Raw genomic sequence first — 19,298 nt, 5'->3', positions numbered from 1 at the left:
CGGGCCCGGGGTAGGGAAAGGGAGGAGCACGCGGCCCTTGGCTCGCTGCGGCAGATCCTCCACATTGCCCCACAGGAGGACGTGATGAGCCAGGTGCTGGAGGACTTGCTCGCGCTGCTGAAGCTGGAGCCCATCGAGGAGAACCTGTTCCGCGGGGCGAGCCAGGACCTGGGCTTCCGGGCGCTGTTCGGCGGGCAGGTGCTGGGGCAGTCGCTGAGCGCGGCGAGCCAGACGGTGGAGCCCGCGCGCCACGTGCACTCGCTGCACGGCTACTTCCTGCGCCCCGGGGACGCGGGGCTGCCGGTGGTGTACCAGGTGGACCGGGTGCGCGACGGCGGCAGCTTCACCACCCGGCGCGTGGTGGCCATCCAGAGGGGGCAGCCCATCTTCACGCTGATGGCGTCCTTCCAGGGGGAGGAGCCGGGCGCGAGCCACGCGGCCCCCATGCCGCTGGTGCCCGGGCCCGAGGGCCTTCCGAGCGACGTGGAGCGCTGGCGGCGCTACGCGGACCTGGTGCCGGCGCGGCTGCGCGAGAAGCTGCTGTGCGACAAGCCCATCGAGATCCGCCCGGTGACGCAGGTGGACCCGCTGCACCCCGAGCCCACCGCGCCGGTGAAGCACGTGTGGTTCCGCGCGGACGGGCCGATGCCGCAGGACCCGCAGGTGCACCGCTACCTGCTCGCGTACGCGAGCGACTTCAACCTCATCACCACGGCGCTCCTGCCGCACGGGCTCTCGGTGATGCAGCCCACGCTGCAGGCGGCGAGCCTCGACCATGCGCTGTGGTTCCACGGCGACGTGAAGGTGAACGACTGGCTGCTCTACACCATGGACAGCCCCTGGGCGGGCGGGGCGCGGGGACTCGCGCGCGGGCAGGTGTTCACGCGCGACGGGCGGCTCGTGGCCTCGGTGGCCCAGGAGGGCCTGATGCGGGTGCGGCCGGAGAAGGCCTGAGGCCTAGCCGCGGTAGCGCTCGGCGAGGGTGGGGCGGCTGCCCTGGCGCAGCTGCGCCTCGGCGGCCTCGAGCGCTTGGAGCGCGTCCATCGACTCGAGCCCGGGCACGCACACGCTCTCTCCCCGCTCGAGCGCGAGGAGCGAGGCCTGCACCACGTCGGAGGCGGCCATGGCGCCGCGGGTGTAGCCGCCGTTGAACTCGGTGGCCGTCATCCCGGGGCAGAGCACCTGCACCTGCACGGGGCTGCCTGCGCCCAGCTCGCTCGCGAGCGTGCGGGTGAAGTGCACGAGGAAGGCCTTGGCGCCCGCGTAGGTGGCGCGCGCGGGCAGGGGGTTGGGAGGGAGCGCCGCGCTGAAGGCGAGCAGGCTCGCCACGTTCACCACGCTGCCCCGCCCCCGCGCCTGCATGCCGGGCAGCGCCGCGCGCGTGGCGAGCAGGGGCCCCGTGACGTGCAGGTTCACCAGCTGCTCGAGCAGCCGCGGGTCGGTCTCGGCGAAGGGGCCGTAGCCGCCGATGCCCGCGTTGTTCAGCACGAAGGAGACGTCCGCTCCCCCTGCGCGCTCGGCCACGGAGAGCACGCCCGCGCTCGTGCCCAGGTCGGCCACGAGCACCTCGGCGCGGATGCCGTGCGCCCTCTCCAGCTCCGCGGCGAGCGCGCGCAGGCGCTCCTCGCGCCGCGCCACCAGCACCAGGTCGTAGCCGCGCGCCGCGAGCGCCCGCGCGTACAGCGCCCCGATGCCCGCCGAGGCGCCCGTCACCACCGCCGTACCCTGCGCGCTGCCCGCCATGTGCCGTCCTCCTCGATGAAGCAGGTCGATGAAGCAGGCCCCTACGCTAGACGGCGCGGAGCCCGGGCGGGAGCGCGTCGTGCGCCGGGTGTGCGCCGCCCGGGTGCCCAGCGGACGGCAGGCCTCAGCGCGGGAGCCCCGCCCCCTGCGCGGCCCAGGCGAGCCCGGCGAGCGCGAAGACGAGGCCCACGTAGGTGGCCGTGGCGCGCCAGCTCCGCTGCGGCGCCGCGTCCTGTTCGAAGCAGCGCGCCAGCGCCGCGAGCCCGACGACGAAGAGGATTCCCTCGTGCGAGGCGTAGAAGGCGAGCCCCAGCACCGCGACGGCGCACAGCCGCTGCGCGCGCGTCATGGCGCGAAAGCCGCGCGCCCCGTCCAGCGTCCAGACGGGGATGAGGTTGAAGAGGTTGAGCACCGCGGAGCTGTGGGCCACCGCGTCCAGCAGCCTGCTGCCGGTGAGCTTCGCTGCGGCGAACGTGAGGACCGTCGCGCCCAGGCCCCAGAGGGGTCCTGCGAGGCCGATCTCCGCGTCCTCCTCGGGGCTCGCAGGCGCCTGGCGCAGCCGCACGAAGGCGCCGACGAAGGGGATGAACACGGGCGCATCCGCCGCGAGGCCGCGCCGGCGCAGCGCCCACACGTGTCCCAGCTCGTGCAGGTAGAGGCAGAAGAGGAAGCCTGCCGCATAGCGCCAGCCCCACAGGCGCCAGTACACGCCGAAGAAGACGAGGAGGGTGGCGAGGCTCTTGAGCTTCGCGACCCCCAGCAGCAGCAGCTTGCCCTTCGTCAGCGCGAGAAGGAGCAGCCCCTTGAGCTTCCAGAGCAGCAGCCCCACGGTGCCCAGCGCCGCGAGGGCGCGGGGCATCTGCCGCGGAGGCGCTGCGGGCGCTGCCGCCGGGGCCTCTGCGACCGGCGTGAGCGCCTGCAGCCGCTCGCGCACGCGCGCGGCCTGCGCCGCCTCCGCGGGCAGCAGCTCGAGCGCCTCGCTCCACAGCGTGCGCGCCCGGGCGGGCTCCGCCCCCTCGGCGGCGGTGGCCTCTGCGGCGAGCGCCTGCAGCCGCTGCGCGTGCACGAGGCGGCCGCAGCCGGGGCAGGCACGCAGCGCGGGCGACAGCTCGCTGTGGCAGCCCGCGCACCGGCGCGGGAGCGCTGCGGCGAGTGCCTCAGCCAACGGCGGGCTCGGGCTGCGCGGAGGCCTCGGCGTCCGCGAGGGCGGCGGCCGGGGTGAGGGCGAAGGGGCCCACGAGCGCCAGCGCGGGCCGGCGGTTCACCTTCCACGCCTGCCAGAAGGCGAAGCCCATGATGAGGATCATGATCGGACTGCCGAGTCCCAGGTAGACCGGCGCTGCCAGCGAGAGCACCGAGGAGATGATCCACACCAGGGGCCCGTGCACGGCGTTCTCGCCCTCGCCCATTCCCTCCACGATGGTGGGCACCGCGGACCAGGAGACCGCGACCCAGGTGAAGGCCACGGCGAAGAGCTGGTAGCCGAGCCCCCCGCGTCGGTGGGCACCGCGCGCGACGGCCGTCCCGACGAGCCAACCCACGCCCACGTAGAGCGGCCCGAGCTCGTAGTCCGTGACCTTGCGCACGACGTGGTACGCCACCGCTCCTGCCAGCGCCGCCAGCAGTCCGAGGCCGCCTGCGCGAAGCACCCGCAGCACGCGCGAGCCCCCCGTGCGGGAGGCGACGACGAGGTCGCGGCACGGGGTGCACACCAGCTTGCCGTTGGCCTCCCAGTAGCTCTCCGTCACGGGCTTGCTGCAGGCGACGCAGGTGGGCGGGGGGCTCGCCTCCGCGTGGTCGAACTGCAGGGGGGCGTCCGCCGCGGGGGCGGCTGCGGGCGTCTCACTCATGGGCGGGAGATCCTCGGAAGAGCGGGGAGAGCCGTGCACTCTAGCGGGCGAGGCGCCCCGCCCAACAGTCCCCCCCGCCGCGGGGCCGCGCTGCTATAGGGGGTCGCATGAACACCTCCATGGTCTCGGACCTCTTCAACCCGGCCCGCTGGCGCCCCGTCGAGGGCTTCAAGTTCAAGGACCTCACCTTCCACCGCGCGGTGGACCAGGGCACGGTGCGCATCGCGTTCAACCGCCCCGAGGTGCGCAACGCCTTCCGCCCGCGCACCGTGGACGAGCTGTTCCAGGCGCTCGAGGCCACGCGCTTCATGACCGACGTGGGCTGCGTGCTGCTCACCGGCAACGGCCCCAGCCCCAAGGACGGCGGCTGGGCCTTCTGCTCCGGCGGCGATCAGCGCATCCGCGGCAAGGACGGCTACAAGTACGAGGGCGAGGAGGAGCGGCGCCTGGACCCCGCGGGCCTGGGCCGGCTGCACATCCTCGAGGTGCAGCGGCAGATCCGCTTCCTGCCCAAGGTGGTCATCGCCGTGGTGCCGGGCTGGGCGGTGGGCGGCGGCCACAGCCTGCACGTGGTCTGCGACCTCACGCTCGCGAGCAAGGAGCACGCGGTGTTCAAGCAGACCGACCCGGACGTGGCCAGCTTCGACTCGGGCTACGGCTCGGCGCTGCTCGCGCGGCAGGTGGGCCAGAAGCGCGCGCGAGAGGTGTTCTTCATCGGCCGCAACTACTCGGCGGACGAGGCCTTCCAGATGGGCATGGTGAACGCCGTGGTGCCGCACGCGCAGCTCGAGGAGTTCGCGCTCGAGTGGGGCGCGGAGATCAACACCAAGAGCCCCACGGCCATCAAGATGCTCAAGTACGGCTTCAACCTCCCCGACGACGGGATGGTGGGCCAGCAGCTCTTCGCCGGCGAGGCGACGCGGCTCGCCTACGGCACCGAGGAGGCCCAGGAGGGGCGCGACGCGTTCGTGCAGAAGCGCAAGCGCAACTTCAAGCGCTTCCCCTGGAGTTACTGAGGGGTCGCGTCCGAAAAGGGCCAGCGCGCGGCGGCCCGGGCCCATTAGAAGGGTGGGCCATGAACGCTGCGAATCCCGAGGCCGCCGCGCTGTTCCACCGCCTTCACTCCGAAGGTCTGCTGCTCCTGCCCAACGCGTGGGACGCCGGCAGCGCGCGCCTGGTGGAGAGCCTCGGCGCGCGCGCCGTCGCCACCAGCAGCGCCGCGGTGGCGTGGGCGCACGGCTATGCGGACGGCGACCAGCTGCCGGTGGCCGCGCTGCTGGGCAGCGTGCGCGAGATGGCGCGGGTGCTCTCCGTGCCGCTCTCGGTGGACATCGAGGGCGGCTACGCGGAGGACCCGGTGCGCGTGGGGGAGACGGTCGCCGCGGTGCTCGAAGCAGGCGCGGTGGGCATCAACATCGAGGACGGCCGCGAGCCGCCCGAGCTGCTGTGCCGCAAGCTCGAGCAGGCGCGGCGCGCCGCCGAGCGCGTGGGCGTGCGGCTCTTCGCCAACGCGCGCACGGACGTGTACCTGAAGGGGCTCGTGCCTCCGGAGCGCCGCGTGCAGGAGGTGCTCGCGCGCGCCGAGCGCTACCGCGCGGCCGGTGCGGATGGGCTCTTCGTTCCCGGCGTGACGGCGCCCGACGAGATGCGCGCAATCGCCTCCGGGCAGCCGCTGCCGCTCAACGTGCTCGCGCGTGCGGGACTGCCCGAGGCGCCGGCGCTGCAGGCGCTGGGCGTGCGGCGGCTGAGCGCAGGCTCCTCGCTCGCGGAGAGCCTGTACGGGCGCCTCGGTGCGCTCGCGAGCGGCTTCCTGCGCACGGGGGCGTCGGCGCCCCTGGTCGAGGAGGCGATGTCGTACGGCGCGCTGCAGGCGCTGATGCCGCGCGGTTGAGGAGCGCAGCGCAGTGCGAGAGGCGGAACCGCGCGTGGACGTGCACTGCAGTTGCCCGTGACGCGTGCGACGCGCGTGCTCCGGAGGAGCGGCCCGAAGGGAGTGCGGAGGGACGGGCTCGCCTCGTGAGTGCCGAGCGCGGCGGGGCGCCGGCTTGCGCAGCGCTCCGGGGAGGCGCGGGGCGGACCCACTTGCGCCGGGGGCGAGGCGTCGAGGTCCCCCGCGCCCTCTCTCGCCGAAGTGCACGCGCGTGCGGGTTCGGCGGGGGCAGGCCGGTGCGCTGCTAACGACAAACCTCGGGAGATTTCAAAACCCCCGAGGTTTGTCTTTAGCTTCGCACAGCACTCGGCCCGACACCCCCCTCCCCTCCTGCGGACCCCCGGAGCGTATCGCAGGGCAGCGCCAGCGCGGGCTTGGCGCATACGAAAGGAGCCCGTTCCGTCCTGGCCTCCCCACAGAGCCCGTACGCAAAGGGCACAGCGCGGCAGGTCCTTCCCCCACCCCGATCCGCTGGCTTCGTGAAAAGGGGGGAGGGAACGGCGGCGCGCGCTCAGCGCGGGCGGCGCGCGAACATGCCGATGCCCCGCTGGGTCATCACCGTGTCGCCGTGCTGGTTGCGCAGCGAGAAGAGCATGCGGATGGAGCCGCGGTCCGGCTTGCTGCGGCTGGGCATCAGCTCCAGCACCTCCATGCGCAGCGTGAGCTCGTCGCCCGGGCGCACCGGCTTGAGCCAGCGCAGCTCGTCCACGCCGGGTGAGCCGAGGCTCGCCGCGTCGTTGAGGACGCCCTGCACGAGCAGCTTGTGGCTCACGGCCGCCGTGTGCCAGCCGCTCGCCACCAGGCCGCCGAAGTGCGTGGCCTTGCCGGCCTCCTCGTCGAGGTGGAAGGGCTGCGGGTCGTAGCGGCGCGCGAACTCCAGCATCTCCTCGCGCGTGATGACGTACGGCCCCGACTCACTCACCTGGCCCGGCTCGAAATCCTCGAAATAGCGCATAGGCCCAGAACACTAGCGCGCCCGGCGTGGGAACGCCGGGCGCGCAAAGGTGTCGCGGTGGAGGCTGCCCGCTAGCGGGTCGTGCTGGTGTCGCTCGCGCTGCCCGAGCCACCCGTGGCGCTGCCGGTGTCGCTCGCGCCGGTGCTGGTGCTGCTGCCCGAGCCACCCGTGCCGCTCGTGTCGCTCATCGAGCCCGAAGAGGAATCCGAGGAGGAACCCGTCGAGCCCGAGCCGCCGGTGCCCGACGTGTCGCTCATGCTGCCCGAGCCACCCGTGCCGCTCGTGTCGCTCATGGAGCCCGAGCCACCGGTGCCGCTCGTGTCGCTCATCGAGCCCGAGGAAGAGCCCGAGCCGCCGGTGCCGCTCGTGTCGCTCTGGGTCGAGCCACCCGTGGTGCCGTACGAGGAGCCGGACGTGCTGGAGGAGCCGGAGCCGCCGGTGCCCGTGTCCTGCGTGCTGGTGCTCGTGCCGGTGCTGCCCGAGCCGCCCGTGCCGTCCTCGGCGCCCGGGTCATCCGCCGTGGAGCCCGTGGAGCCCGTCGAGGATCCCGTAGACCCGGCGGTGGAGCCGGAGCCGCCGCTGGTGGTGCCGGTCGTGCTGCTCCCCGTCGAGCCCGTGCTGCTTCCGCCCGTGGTCTGAGCGAACACCGGCCCCGCCGCCATCCCTGCACCGAGCAGACCCACCATCACCAACCGCTTCGTCAGCTTCATCGTCATTCGCGCTCTCCGTGCGTGAAAAGTGTTCAGAACGAGGCTGGGGACGGGGGGGCCCGAGTGGCATTGGACTTGGGACGGGGGCCCCGGCGGGAATAGCGCGCCGTGGGCCCTTCTCCCTCGGGAACGCGCGCCACTGAGCGCACGGGCAGGCGGGAGGCCGCCTCGGCTGGGCCACCCCCCATCCGAGCGCTTGCTCTGGACTTTTCCCGCGGCTGAGGCGAAGTCCGGGGGCATGGGACGCATCTTCGAGACTCGCAAGACGACGATGTTCAAGCGCTGGAACGCGATGGCGAAGCTGTTCGCGCGCATCAGCAAGGACATCGCCATCGCGGTGAAGGCGGGCGGTCCGGACGCGCACACCAACCCGGCGCTGCGCCGCGCGCTGCAGAACGCGCGCGCGGGCAACATGCCCAAGGACAAGGTCGATGCCGCCATCAAGCGTGCGAGCGGCCAGGACCAGAAGGACTACGAGGTCGTGCTGTACGAGGGCTACGCGCCGCACGGCATCGCCGTGCTGGTGGAGACGGCCACGGACAACACCGTGCGCACCGTGGCCAACGTGCGCATGCACTTCAAGGACTGGGGCGGGAACCTCGGCACCACGGGCAGCGTGGGCTTCCTCTTCCAGCACATGGGCGTGTTCCGGCTCGCGCCCGAGGGGCTGGACCTCGAGGCGCTCGAGCTCGAGCTCATCGACCACGGCCTGCAGGAGATGGGCGAGAGCACCGGCGAGAAGGGCGAGCGCCAGGTGGTCATCCGCTGCGCCTTCGCGGACTTCGGCCACCTGCAGGCGCACCTCGAATCCAAGGGCCTCGCGCTGCTCTCCGCCGAGAGCGAGTACGTGGCGCTCAACCCGGTGAGCCTCCCGGAGGAGCAGGCCACCGAGGTGCTCAAGATGGTGGACGCGCTCGAGCAGGACGACGACGTGCAGCGCGTGTTCCACACGCTCGCCTGAGCGCTGCGCGCTCTGCCGCCTACTGCAGCGTGCGCGTGCGCGGATCCAGGGTCTGCAGCTCGTCCAGGTCCACCGCGTCCGCGCGCGGCAGGGTGAAGTGGAAGGTGGCGCCCTCGCCCGGAGTGCTCTCCACCCAGAGCGTGCCGCCGTGCGCCTCCACGATGCCGCGCGTGATGTAGAGCCCCAGCCCCGCGCCCTGGTGCGCCGTCTCCTCGGCCTGCCAGTAGGGCTCGAAGAGGTGGGGCTGGGCGGACTGCGGGATGCCCGGCCCGGTGTCCCTCACCTGGAAGTGCACCCAGCCGCTCGCGCCGCGCGCGCGCACCTCCACGCGGCCTCCCTCGGGGGTGAACTTGATGGCGTTGCCCACCAGGTTGCTGAAGACCTGGAAGGTGCGGTCGCGGTCGCAGGACACCTCGAGGCCGGGGGCGGTGGGCGCGATGTGCAGCTGCAGCCCCTTCTGCACCGCGAGCGGCTCGAGCAGGGTGAGCGCGTCGTTGAGCAGGCGCCCCACGTCCTGGGGGTGGGGCTCCAGGGCGAGCCGGCCGCCGCGCAGGCGCGCGAAGTCGAGCAGGTCCCGGATGAGGCGGTCCATGCGCTCCACCGAGCGCTCCATGGTGGCCAGGTGCTTGCGCATGCGCGCGCCCGCCTCGTCCGCGGGGGCCATCTGCGCGAGCAGCGCGGCGGACAGGCGCATCGCGCCCAGGGGGTTCTTCAGGTCGTGGCTGACGATGCCCAGCACCTCCTCGCGGGTGCGCACCGCCTCCTGCGCCTCGCGGTAGAGGCGCGCGTTGTCCAGCGCGAAGCCCGCGCGGCCCGCGAGTTCCAGCGCGAGGCCCACGTCCGCGTTCGCGATGCAGCGGTCCGCGTGGCTGAAGAGCGTGAGCGCGCCGAGGCTGCGGCCGCGCGCGCGCAGGGACACGACGACGTAGCACTGCCCGCCCAGCTCGCGCACCAGCGAGGGTGCGCCCGGGGGCAGCGGGTCTCCGGCGTGCAGCAGGGGCTCGCCGGTGCGCAGCACCTCGGCCATGTCCCCGGCGGGCTGCACCGCGTCCGCGTCCTGCTCGAGCAGGGCGCGCGCCTTCGCCTCCAGGGCCCCGTCCATGTGCGCCACCGCCACGTGGCGCAGGCCCCCGCGCGGCTCCAGCACGTCCACGAGGCAGCCGTCCGCGAGCGTGGGCACCGCGAGCTGGGCGATGCGCTGCAGGGTGGTGGTGTACTCGAGCGAGCCCACCAGCGCCGAGCTCACCGCATCCAGGAAGGCGAGCGTGCGCGACTGCTCGGCCTCGGCGGCGCTGCGGGTGCGCAGCTGCACCCGCTCGGCCTCCGCGCTGCGGCGCGACACGTCCGCGAAGTGCAGCGCCCGGGCGCACGCCCACACCAGCGCGCTGAAGAGCACGATGTTGCAGGTCACCATCAGCGCCGCGGCCACCGGCAGCGCGTAGAAACCTGCGCGGTAGCCCAGCATGGTGAGGAGCCCCACCACCACGGGGACGGTGAGCGCGGGCAGGAGCAGCCAGCGCGCGAGCGTGCCGCCCACGCTGCTGCTGGTCACCAGGGCCATCAGCCCGCGGTCCGGGCGCACCGCGAGCACCCCCGTGGACAGCAGGATGAAGCCCAGCGCGGTGTGCAGCGCCATCGCGCTCCGCATCACCCCCATGTACTCGCGCAGGCCGTACACGTAGCTCACCACCGAGGCGAGGCTCACCACCCACACCATGAAGGCGAGGTACTGCGCAGGCCACCCGGCGAGCCAGGTGCGCACCTCGAGGCAGAGCAGCGCGACCGCGAGCGCGAGCATGCAGCAGGCCGTCACCACGGACATGCGCCCGGGTGGGGCGAGGTCCACGGGGGTGTCCAGGTCCCGGATGAGCAGCTGGTCCAGCCCGAGGGAGCGCCCCAGCGCGTACTCGGCGAGCGAGACCAGGGCGATGAGCCCCGCGACGGCGCACAGGGGCGCGGCCAGGCGGCGGCGCAGCGTGTTCTCGCGCAGCAGCGCGAGCGCGGCGGCGAGGAGCACCAGGCCCAGGGCCGTGTTGACCTTCATGGTGACCAGGCCCGGCAGCACGCTCTTGAGCGCCGGTACGCCCAGCAGCCAGCCGGCCAGGACCGCGAGCCCCAGGAGTCCCGAGAGCAGCGCGGCGAGGAGCGCGTAGCCCCTCAGCGCAGTGACGACCCGGGGGTGGGGGGGAGCTTGCTCCACGTCGCGCCTCGCGTTGTCCTCGGGGAAGGGGCGGCCCGCCCGGACCGGACTCCCTGGGCTGCCCTGGAGGACAAGATGCGGCGCGCGTCGCGGAGCGTCACGGCCGCCGCGCCCCGTCCTGCCCGAGCGCAGGGCAGGCGGACGGGCTCAGGCGGCCTCCTGCTCCGGGCCCTCCTGCACGACGCGGGTAGACGAGGCGCTGTCGTAGACGCTGCGGTCCAGCAGCCCCTCCTCCTTTGCCACCAGCACGGGGACCAGCATCTGGCCCGTCACGTTCGTCATGGTGCGCATCATGTCCAGCACCCGGTCGATGGCGACGATGTAGCCGATGCCCTGCAGCGGCAGCCCCGCGCTGCTGAGCACCAGCGTCACCATCACGATCGCCGTGCCCGGCACCCCGGCCGTGCCGAAGCTGCCCAGCACGCTCGCCAGCAGGATGATGAAGTACTGGGACGCGGAGAGGTGCAGGCCGAAGTACTGCGCCACGAACACCGAGGTGATGGCCGGGTAGATGGCGCCGCAGCCGTCCATCTTGATGCTCGCCCCCAGCGGCACCGCGAAGCTCGCGTACTCCTGCTTCACGCCCAGGTTCTGCACCACGCTGCGCAGCGCCACCGGCATGCTCGCGAAGCTGCTCGAGGACACGAAGGCCACCTGCATGCCGGGCGCCGCGCCCCGGAAGAAGCGCAGCGGGTTGAGCCCGTGCACGAGCAGCAGGCTGCTGTACGTGACGGCGATGTGCAGCGCGCAGGCGAGGTAGAGCGCGAACACGAAGGTGCCCAGGGGCAGCAGCTTCTCGAAGCCGTACGCGCCCACCAGCGCCGCGATGAGCCCGAAGGTGCCGATGGGGGTGAACTGCAGCACGAAGCGCGTCACCTGGATCATCGCGTCGCTCGCCTCGCCCACCAGCACGCGCAGGCGCGCCGTCTTGTCCCCGAGCTTCACCAGCGCGAAGCCGAGCAGGCCCGCGAAGAAGATGACCTGGAGGATCTTCCCCTCGGTGAGCGCCTTGAACGGGTTGGACGGCACCACGTCCAGCAGGACCTTCACCGGCGTGGGCACCTCGCGCGGCGTGTAGCCCTCGGCCACCGCGAGCGTGCCGCCCAGGCCGCGCCCCGGCTGCAGCAGCAGCGCGACGCCCAGGCCCACGCCCACCGCGAGCGCCGCCGTCACCGCGAACCACAGGAAGGTGCGCGCCCCCAGCTTCGCCACGCTCTTCTGCCCGTGCAGGCTGCTCACCGCGTTCACCACCGCGAAGAAGACGAGCGGGGTGGCGATCATCCGGATGAGCGTGACGTAGATGTCCCCCAGGGGCTGGAAGAGGGGCTCCGCGGGCTTGCCCACGAGCCAGCCCACCAGCGCGCCGAGCACGAAGCCGCCCATCACGCGCTGCCAGAAGGGGATGCGGAACCAGGCGCTGACGAGCTTCACGGGGACCCTCGGGGGCGAGCGGCGGCGGGAGACCGCCACGATAGACGAAAGACGAAAGGGGCGGGCAGGGAGCAGTCCCCGCCTCGCCCCTCTCGATGTGCGAGCCCGTGGCGCGTTGCGCCGAGCGCTAGGCCTTCTGCAGGCCCTCGGCCACCATCGCGGCCTTCACGCCCGGGCGCGCCATGACGCGCTCGAAGTAGGCCTTGAGCACCGGGGACTCGTGGGCCGCCGGCGCCTTCGCGCGCGCCCAGTTGAGCATGACGAAGAGGTAGCCGTCCGCCACGCTGAACTGGTCACCGAAGAGGTACTGCTTTCCCTCCAGGTGCTTGGCCACGTACTCGAAGCGCTTGGCGATCTTCTCCAGGCTCGCCTTCTTCACGTCCTCGGTCACGGCCGGGTTGAAGAGGGGGCTGAAGCTCTTGTGCAGCTCGGTGCCGATGAAGGTGAGCCACTCCTGCAGCTTGTAGCGCTCCACCGTGCCGTTGGCCGGGGCGAGCTTCTTCTCGGGCGCCTGGTCCGCGAGGTACTGCACGATCGCCGGGCCCTCGGTGAGCACGTAGCCGTTGTCCAGCTGCAGCGCCGGCACGTAGCCCTTGGGGTTGATGGCGTAGAAGTCCTCGCCGCCCTCCGTCTTGTGCGCGCGCAGGTCCACCTTCACCAGGTCCGCCTTCAGGCCGGCCTCGGACAGGGCGATGTGCGGGGAGAGGGAGCAGGCGCCAGGGGAGTAGAAGAGCTTCATGTGCGGGGACCTCCAGGGTTCCAGGTTTCCGAAGTGGAATGCGGCGCTTCCTATTAAGAAGCGCCGGGCGGGCTGTCGAGCGAAAGTGGCGGCGCCCGTCCGCCGGAGGCGTGGCCCCAGAGCAGGGTGGGGCCCGCGAGCCAGGGCGCGGCGGCGGCATCCGTCTCCTGTTCGAGCCGCTTGCGGGTGGCGCGGTCTGGGAAGGGGCCGGGCTCGAGCCGCGGCTGCGCGTCGTGGGTGCGCCCGTCCAGCTCGCGCCCCGCCACGCCCTTGCGCACGCCGCCCCACTGCTTGAAGAAGAAGTCCGTGCCGCTCGCCACGCACTGGTCGCGCAAGGAGCGCACCCAGTCCGGGCCCAGGGGCCTCGCGCCGTGGCCGCTCTCGCCGCCCACGATCATCCAGTGGATGCCGGTGAGGTCCAGCGTCCCGAGGTCCTCGAGCAGCGGCTCCACCGAGAGGAAGCGCGTGCGCGCCGGGGCGTCACGCAAATGGGCGATGCGCGGCACGCCCCACTTGCGGTCCTCCACGCTCACGCCCCACCAGATGTGCGGCGCCTGCGCCACGTCCTGCAGCTTCGTGCGCAGCAGGTCGCGCATGCGCTCCGAGCGCTTCGTCAGCAACTGGTAGGTGTGCCAGTTGGCGCGCGCCATCACGCGCACCACCTCGACGATGTAGTCGTCCGGGATGTCCGCGTGGAACAGGTCGCTCATCGAGTTGACGAAGACGCGGCGCGGCTTCGGCCAGCGGAAGGGGTCTGCGAGCTTCTCGGGGATGAGCTTCAGGTCGAAGCCCTGCGTGTACGGGTGGCCCGGCACGCCCCGGAAGCGCTCCGCGAAGGTCTCCGCGTAGCAGTGCTTGCAGCCGGGCGTGATCTTCGTGCACCCCCGCACCGGGTTCCACGTCGCGTCCGTCCACTCGATCTTCGTGTTGTCACTCATGCGAGCCCCCGCATCTAGCGGCGGAGGCTCGCGCGCGCAGGCGCCCGGGCATGCGGCCAGGCGCCCGTGCGGCTACTCGTAACGCAGGGCCTCGATGGGATCGAGCATCGACGCGCGCCTCGCGGGGTAGAGCCCGAAGATGACGCCCACGGCCGCGCTGAAGCCCACCGAGACGAGGATGATCTGCGGCTGCACCAGCGTGGGCCAGCCGAACTGCGTGGCGAGCCGCTCGGCCACCAGCACGCCCAGCGCGATGCCCAGCACGCCGCCGGCCACCGTGAGCGTGAGCGCCTCCACCAGGAACTGCGCGAGGATGTGGCGCGGCTTCGCCCCCAGCGCCATGCGCACGCCGATCTCCCGCGTCCGCTCCGTCACGCTCACCAGCATGATGTTCATCACGCCGATGCCGCCCACCAGCAGCGACACGGCGGCGATGCTCGCGAGCAGCAGGGTGAGCGTGCGCGTGCTCTCCTCGCGCGAGCTCGCCACGTCCGCGAGATTGCGCAAGCTGAAGTCCTCGGGCTCGCCGTCCTGCAGGTGGTGGCGCTCGCGCAGCAGGTCGGTGATCTGCGTCTCGGCGAAGCGCGTGGCCTCGGGGCTCGTCGCTCCCACCATCACCATGCCGTCGATGAAGTTGCCCAGGCCGCCGCGCACCTTGGACTGGAAGGCGCGCGCGGGGATGAACACCGCGTCGTCGTTGTCGCCGCCGCCCGCGCTCTGCCCCTTGCTCTGCAGCACGCCCACGACCTCATACGGCGTGCTCCCGATGCGCACCGCCTGGCCCACCGGGTTCGTCCCCGAGCCGAACAGCTTCTCGGCCACCGTCTGCCCCAGCACCACCACCTTCGAGTCCCCATCCTCGGGCGCGAAGAGGCTGCCCGAGGCGGGCGCCCAGTTGCGGATGCTGAAGTAGTCCGGCGTGGTGCCGTACACCGTGGTGGTCCAGTTGGTGATGTCGCTCACCACCGGCTGGCTCGCGCGCAGCACGGGCGCCGCGTACTTCACCGAGGACACGCCCTCCTTGATGGCGCGCAGGTCGTCCCACGTGACGGTGGGCTTGCTGCCGAAGCCCCCGCGCGTGCCGCCCGCGCTGCTGCTGCCGGGCAGGATGACGAGCTGGTTCACGCCCATCGACTCGAAGGTCTCCTGCACCTTGCGCTTCGCGCCCTCGCCGATGCCCACCATGGCGATGACCGCGCCCACGCCGATGACGATGCCCAGCGTGGTGAGCGCCGAGCGCGTCTTGTTGCGCTTGAGCGCCCAGAACGCGATGAGGAAGGTCTCGAGCACGTTCATGACGCAGCCTCCTGCGGTGCGTCGTCGGGCTCCACCTCGAGCGGCGGCACCACCGCGACCAGCGGCTCCTGGCGCCGGTCCGCGCGCACCTTGCCGTCGCGCACCACCACCACCCGCTGCGCGTACGCCGCCACGTCCGGCTCGTGCGTGACGAGCACGATGGTGATGCCGGACGCCGAGAGCTGCTGCAGGAGCGCCATCACCTCGATGCCCGTGCGCGAGTCCAGGTTGCCCGTGGGCTCGTCCGCGAGGATGACCTTGGGCTCACCGACGAGCGCCCGCGCGATCGCCACGCGCTGCTGCTGGCCACCGGAGAGCTGCGTCGGGTGGTGGTCCATGCGGTGGCCCAGCCCCACGCGCTCGAGCGCCGCCCGCGAGCGCGCCTTGCGCTCCTTGCGCGGCACGCCCGCGTACACCAGCGGCAGCTCCACGTTGTCCTCGGCGCTGGTGCGGCTGAGCAGGTTGAAGTTCTGGAACACGAAGCCCAGCGTGCGGTTGCGCAGCTCGGCGAGCTCGTCGCGGCTGAGCTTGTTCACGTCCGTGCCCGCGAGCCGGTAGGTGCCCGTGCTCGGCTTGTCCAGGCAGCCGAGCACGTTCATCAGCGTCGTCTTCCCCGAGCCCGAGGTGCCCATGATGGCGACGAACTCGCCGCGCGCGACCTTCAGGGACACCCCGCGCAGCGCATGCACCAGCGTGTCGCCGACCTTGTACGTGCGGGTCACGTTCTCCAGCTCGAAGAGCGGAGCGCCCGCGGTCTCGAGTGCGGGATTCATCTAGAAGCCCCCTCGGCGGCCGCCGCCGCCACCGCCGCCCGGCCCGCCCATGCCGCCGGGGCCGCCCATTCCGGGCATGCCACCGGTGGGCGCCGCACTCTCGCCCTTCACGCTCGCCGCCGTCACCACGGTGTCGCCCTCCTTCAGGTCGCCCTCCACCTCGGTCATGCGCCCGTCGCTCAGGCCGGCCTTCACCGGCACGCGCACAGGGTGCCCGTCACGCATCACCCAGAGGGCCTTCTCGCCGGCCGCACGGTTGCGCATGCCCCGGCCTGCGCCCGGTTGGGCCGCTCCAGCCCCGCCGCTGCCGCCCTGCGCCGCGGGAGGCGTGGCCGCCTGGGCGCTGGGCGGGAAGCCCGCGCCACCGCCGTTGCCACCCGCCGCCGCGTCGCGCTGCGGACGCCCCGCGCGCAGCTGCGCGAGCACCGCCGCCGAGGGCTGGAAGCGCACGGCCGCGTTGGGCACCTTGAGCACGTTGTCGCGCTCGGCGTAGGCGATGGTCACGCTCGCCGTCATGCCGGGGCGCAGCTTGAGCTGCGGGTTGTCCACGCTGAGCACCGCGTCGTAGGTCACCACGTTCTGCACCGTGGTCGCCGCGTTGCGGATCTCGCGCACCTGGCCCGGGAAGCGCTCGTTGGGGAAGGCATCCACCGTGAAGGTCGCGGGCATTCCGGAGGCGAGCCGCCCCACGTCCGCCTCGGCGACGCTGGTGTGGATCTCCATGTTCGCCAGGTCCTCCGCGATGGTGAACAGCGTGGGCGCCTGCAGGCTCGACGCCACCGTCTGCCCCACGTCCACGCTGCGCGAGATGACCGTGCCGCTGATGGGCGAGCGGATGGTGGTGTAGGTGAGGTTCACGTTCGCCTGCTGCAGGTTCGCGCGCGCCTGCTCCAGCGCCGCCTGCGCCTGGCGCACCGCGGAGTCGTTCACCGCGAGCGTGGTCTCCGCGGTCTCCACGTCTGCCTTGGAGACGATGTTGCGGGTGAAGAGGTCCTGCGTGCGCGCGAGCTGCCGCTTGGAGTCCAGCGCCTGCGCCTTGGCCTTCTCCACGTTCGCCGTGGCCGAGGTCAGGTTCGCGCGGGCCTGGTCACGCGCGGCCTCGAAGAGCGCCGGGTCCAGCTGGGCGATGACGTCGCCCTTCTTCACGTGCGAGTTGAAGTCCGCGCTCAGGCTCTGGATGCGCCCGCTCACCTGCGCGCCCACCAGCACCGTGACGCGCGCCGAGAGCGTGCCCGTGGCCGTCACCTTGGCCGACAGGGGACCGCGCTCCACCTTCGCCGTCTCGTAGGAGATCGGCGCCGCCGAGGCGCCCTTGAAGTGCAGGTACGCGCCGAGGGCCACGGCCAGCACGACCACCACTGCGACTACCGAGAGCGTCTTCTTGGAGGGCGTTTTCATGGGACGCCTCTATGAATGCGCTCGCCATGTGCGGGGGGCTTGCCCCGATTGTGAACGATTGTGAGCGGCCTCAACGAGCCGGAACGACTGGGGTTTTCAGGGGGCGCGGCAGAGGCGCACATCCCTCACCCCGACCCTCTCCCAGGGGGAGAGGGGACACTCACGCGGGTGGAACAGGGAGCTTCAGTGTGAAGGTGGAGCCGTGACCTGCCTCGCTCTGCACCTCCACGCGACCGCCGTGGGCTTCCACGATGCGCTTGGTCAGCGTGAGGCCGAGCCCCACGCCGCCCGTGCCGCGCGTGCGGCTGCGGTCGCTTCGGAAGAAGGGCGTGAAGAGCTGCGCGCGGTCCTCGGGCGTCAGGCCGATGCCATGGTCCTCCACGCTCAGCGCTACCTCGTTGCCCTCGGCACGCGCACGCAGCTGGATGGGCTGGCCTGCGTCCGAGTACTTGTGCGCGTTGGACAGGAGGTTTCCCAGCGCGCGGCGCAAGAGCACCCCGTCGACGTCGAGGTCCGGTAGGCCCGACGCGACTTCGACTTCCACCGGTCGTTGCGGGTGGCGCGTGCGCAGCGTGTCTGCCGCCGACCGCACCAGCTCCGAGACCTTCGTAGGCCGCGTCTGCAGGGGCGGCGAAGCCCCGCTCGCTCGCCCATGCGCAAGGTCGAGGCGCGCGGTCGCGAGAATCTCCGTCACCAGCTGCTCCAGCTCCTCGAGGTCGCGGCCCACCTCGCCCAGGAACTCCTCGGGCAGCGGGCCCTCCGTCTCGCTCGCGAGCTCCAGCGCCACGCGGATGCGCGAGAGCGGGGTGCGCAGCTCGTGCGACACGTTGGCCAGCAGCTCCGTCTGCGCGCGCAGCAGCCCCGTGAGCCGCTCCGCCATCTCGTCCACCGCGCGGGCCACCTCGCCCAGCTCGTCGCGCCGCTTCAGGCCCGTGCGCGCCGAGAGGTCTCCGTTGCCCAGTGCCCGCGCCACGTCCGCGATGCGCGAGAGCGGCCGCGCGAGGCTGCGCGCCGCGAGCAGCGCCGCGATGGCGAAGGCCAGCAGGGCCACGCCCAGCGCCGTCAGCAGCGGGCGGGCCACGTTGGGCCGGTAGGGCTGCACCACGCCGTAGCCCACCAGCTGCGCGCCCCGGTAGATGGGCAGCGCGAGCTCGCACGCCGGTGCTCCGCACGCGTCCTCGCGCAGCACCACCGGATTGCGACCCGGGACTGCAGGCCCCTGCGTTCGCAGCTGCTGCAGCTGCTCTGCCGAGAGCGGAGCGAGCGGCGGCGTCCCCGAGCTGACCTGCAGCGTGCCGTCCGCGGCGTAGAGGCTGAGGCTCGAGCGGTACGCCTCGCGCACCTGGTCCAGCTCCGCCTGCATCGCGGGAACGTCGCCCCAGTGCTCCGCAATCTTGTTCACCAGGTACGCGCTGCGCGGCACCTGGCCCTCGCGTGGGGCGCCCTCGTCGGCGAGCCGCGCGACGACGACTCCCAGCAGCGAGAGCAGCACCAGCGCCGCCACGCCGAAGGCGTAGATGCGGAACACCAGCCGTCCCGCGAAGACGGAGCGCGGCGGCATCAGGTCTCTCCCATCCGGCCGCCCTCGGTGAGCAGGTAGCCGATGCCGCGCACCGTCTTGAGCAGGCGCGGGTTCTTCGGGTTGTCGCCCAGCTTCTGGCGCAGATGCGAGATGTGCGCGTCGATGGAGCGGTCGAAGGCCTCGTCCGCGCTGCCCTTCGTCAGGTCCAGCAGCTGCTCGCGGCTGAGCACCCGGCCCGGGCGCTCGACGAAGGCGCGCAGCAGGTTGAACTCCGCAGTGGTGAGGCGCAGCGGCTCGCCGTTGAGGCTCGCGCTGTAGTCCTTGGGGTTGAGCACCAGGCCCCCGGCCGCGAGCGCGCGCTCGCCCGCGGGCCCCACACGCCCGCGCGCCCGGCGCACGAGCGCGCGCACCCGGGCGAGCAGCTCGCGGGCGCTGAAGGGCTTGGGCAGGTAGTCGTCCGCGCCGCTCTCCAGCCCCAGCACCCGGTCCGCCTCCTCGCCCAGCGCCGTCACCATGATGACGGGCACGTCGAGGCGCGCGCGCAGCTCGCGCACCAGCTCGAGGCCTCCGAGCCGCGGCAGCATCAGGTCCAGCACGACGACGTCCGCCTGCCCCTTGAGCGCCTCGGCGAGCCCGTCCCGCCCGTCGGCGACCCACGTCACGGCCACCCCATGGCTCTCCAGGTAGCGCGCGGTGAGCTGGGCGAGCCGGTCATCGTCCTCGATGAGCAGGACGCGGCAGGGCTCGCCTTCGGTGTGGGGCGTGAGCGTCATGGCCCTCACTCTAACGAGCCAAGGACGCCTCCTCCCCCCGCGCACACAATCGTTAACACCCGCTGTACGAAGTCAGGGG

18 protein-coding genes are annotated in these 19,298 nt (G+C 72.6%); 5 read left to right on the top strand and 13 right to left on the bottom strand.

Annotated elements, in window-relative coordinates; genetic code table 11:
* Positions 1–84 precede the first annotated feature (84 nt).
* Positions 85–954: an acyl-CoA thioesterase II gene (gene tesB / locus FGE12_RS08125; protein WP_153865820.1), complete on the top strand. Its 870-nt coding sequence runs from the start codon at positions 85–87 to the stop codon at positions 952–954.
* Between the two features lie 3 nt (positions 955–957).
* On the opposite strand, the gene FGE12_RS08120 is transcribed toward tesB, so the two are convergent.
* From FGE12_RS08120 to FGE12_RS08110, 3 genes are all read right to left on the bottom strand, one after another.
* Entirely contained in the window at positions 958–1,743 is a 786-nt protein-coding gene (locus FGE12_RS08120; RefSeq protein WP_153865819.1) for an SDR family oxidoreductase, read from the bottom strand.
* Between the two features lie 124 nt (positions 1,744–1,867).
* Positions 1,868–2,908, bottom strand: coding sequence for a site-2 protease family protein (locus tag FGE12_RS08115; RefSeq protein WP_153865818.1), 1,041 nt, complete (start codon positions 2,906–2,908; stop codon positions 1,868–1,870).
* On the bottom strand, positions 2,901–3,593 hold the full coding sequence (locus FGE12_RS08110) for a hypothetical protein (protein WP_153865817.1): 693 nt from the start codon (positions 3,591–3,593) through the stop codon (positions 2,901–2,903). Before FGE12_RS08110 ends, FGE12_RS08115 begins: the two co-directional genes overlap by 8 nt.
* Positions 3,594–3,700: 107 nt before the next feature.
* Between FGE12_RS08110 and FGE12_RS08105 the strand changes: the two genes are divergently transcribed.
* Both FGE12_RS08105 and FGE12_RS08100 read left to right on the top strand, forming a co-directional pair.
* On the top strand, positions 3,701–4,609 hold the full coding sequence (locus tag FGE12_RS08105) for a 1,4-dihydroxy-2-naphthoyl-CoA synthase (RefSeq protein WP_370458913.1): 909 nt from the start codon (positions 3,701–3,703) through the stop codon (positions 4,607–4,609).
* A gap of 59 nt (positions 4,610–4,668) precedes the next feature.
* Complete coding sequence (locus FGE12_RS08100) at positions 4,669–5,484, top strand: isocitrate lyase/phosphoenolpyruvate mutase family protein (protein ID WP_153865816.1); 816 nt, start codon at positions 4,669–4,671, stop codon at positions 5,482–5,484.
* A gap of 550 nt (positions 5,485–6,034) precedes the next feature.
* On the opposite strand, the gene FGE12_RS08095 is transcribed toward FGE12_RS08100, so the two are convergent.
* Positions 6,035–6,478 carry a MaoC family dehydratase gene (locus tag FGE12_RS08095; RefSeq protein ID WP_153865815.1) on the bottom strand — a complete coding sequence of 148 codons (444 nt, stop codon included), beginning with the start codon at positions 6,476–6,478 and terminating at the stop codon, positions 6,035–6,037.
* Between the two features lie 81 nt (positions 6,479–6,559).
* Here FGE12_RS08095 and FGE12_RS08090 point away from each other — a divergent pair, with 81 nt between their 5' ends.
* A complete protein-coding gene (locus tag FGE12_RS08090; protein ID WP_153865814.1) occupies positions 6,560–7,117 on the top strand; it encodes a hypothetical protein in 558 nt (185 codons plus the stop codon).
* Between the two features lie 309 nt (positions 7,118–7,426).
* Entirely contained in the window at positions 7,427–8,149 is a 723-nt protein-coding gene (locus tag FGE12_RS08085; RefSeq protein WP_153865813.1) for a YebC/PmpR family DNA-binding transcriptional regulator, read from the top strand.
* A gap of 19 nt (positions 8,150–8,168) precedes the next feature.
* Here the strand turns inward: FGE12_RS08085 and FGE12_RS30890 are convergent, their stop codons facing one another.
* The 9 genes from FGE12_RS30890 to FGE12_RS08040 all read right to left on the bottom strand — a co-directional run bounded on the left by FGE12_RS30890 (position 8,169) and on the right by FGE12_RS08040 (position 19,219).
* Positions 8,169–10,349, bottom strand: a complete 2,181-nt coding sequence (locus FGE12_RS30890; RefSeq protein ID WP_153865812.1) for a HAMP domain-containing sensor histidine kinase — start codon at positions 10,347–10,349, stop codon at positions 8,169–8,171.
* 147 nt (positions 10,350–10,496) lie between these two features.
* Entirely contained in the window at positions 10,497–11,780 is a 1,284-nt protein-coding gene (locus FGE12_RS08075; RefSeq protein WP_194797692.1) for a dicarboxylate/amino acid:cation symporter, read from the bottom strand.
* A 127-nt stretch (positions 11,781–11,907) separates the two neighbouring features.
* Positions 11,908–12,519 (bottom strand): glutathione transferase GstA, encoded by a 612-nt coding sequence (gene gstA / locus FGE12_RS08070; RefSeq protein ID WP_153865811.1) that lies wholly within the window; start codon positions 12,517–12,519, stop codon positions 11,908–11,910.
* Between the two features lie 53 nt (positions 12,520–12,572).
* Positions 12,573–13,457: a DUF5131 family protein gene (locus FGE12_RS08065; RefSeq protein ID WP_153865810.1), complete on the bottom strand. Its 885-nt coding sequence runs from the start codon at positions 13,455–13,457 to the stop codon at positions 12,573–12,575.
* Positions 13,458–13,529: 72 nt separating this feature from the next.
* Positions 13,530–14,753 (bottom strand): ABC transporter permease, encoded by a 1,224-nt coding sequence (locus tag FGE12_RS08060; protein ID WP_153865809.1) that lies wholly within the window; start codon positions 14,751–14,753, stop codon positions 13,530–13,532.
* On the bottom strand, positions 14,750–15,526 hold the full coding sequence (locus FGE12_RS08055) for an ABC transporter ATP-binding protein (RefSeq protein WP_153865808.1): 777 nt from the start codon (positions 15,524–15,526) through the stop codon (positions 14,750–14,752). Before FGE12_RS08055 ends, FGE12_RS08060 begins: the two co-directional genes overlap by 4 nt.
* Positions 15,527–16,924 (bottom strand): efflux RND transporter periplasmic adaptor subunit, encoded by a 1,398-nt coding sequence (locus tag FGE12_RS08050; protein WP_153865807.1) that lies wholly within the window; start codon positions 16,922–16,924, stop codon positions 15,527–15,529.
* A gap of 160 nt (positions 16,925–17,084) precedes the next feature.
* Positions 17,085–18,485, bottom strand: a complete 1,401-nt coding sequence (locus tag FGE12_RS08045) for a HAMP domain-containing sensor histidine kinase (protein WP_153865806.1) — start codon at positions 18,483–18,485, stop codon at positions 17,085–17,087.
* The gene (locus tag FGE12_RS08040; RefSeq protein WP_153865805.1) at positions 18,485–19,219 is read right to left on the bottom strand and encodes a response regulator transcription factor; all 735 of its coding nucleotides are present in this window, start codon (positions 19,217–19,219) and stop codon (positions 18,485–18,487) included. Before FGE12_RS08040 ends, FGE12_RS08045 begins: the two co-directional genes overlap by 1 nt.
* Positions 19,220–19,298: the final 79 nt, after the last annotated feature.

The organism is Aggregicoccus sp. 17bor-14 (genome assembly GCF_009659535.1).
Classification (GTDB): Bacteria; Myxococcota; Myxococcia; order Myxococcales; family Myxococcaceae; genus Aggregicoccus.
Note: the sequence above shows the minus strand (reverse complement) of the source record. Positions and strands in the feature narration are given on the sequence as shown.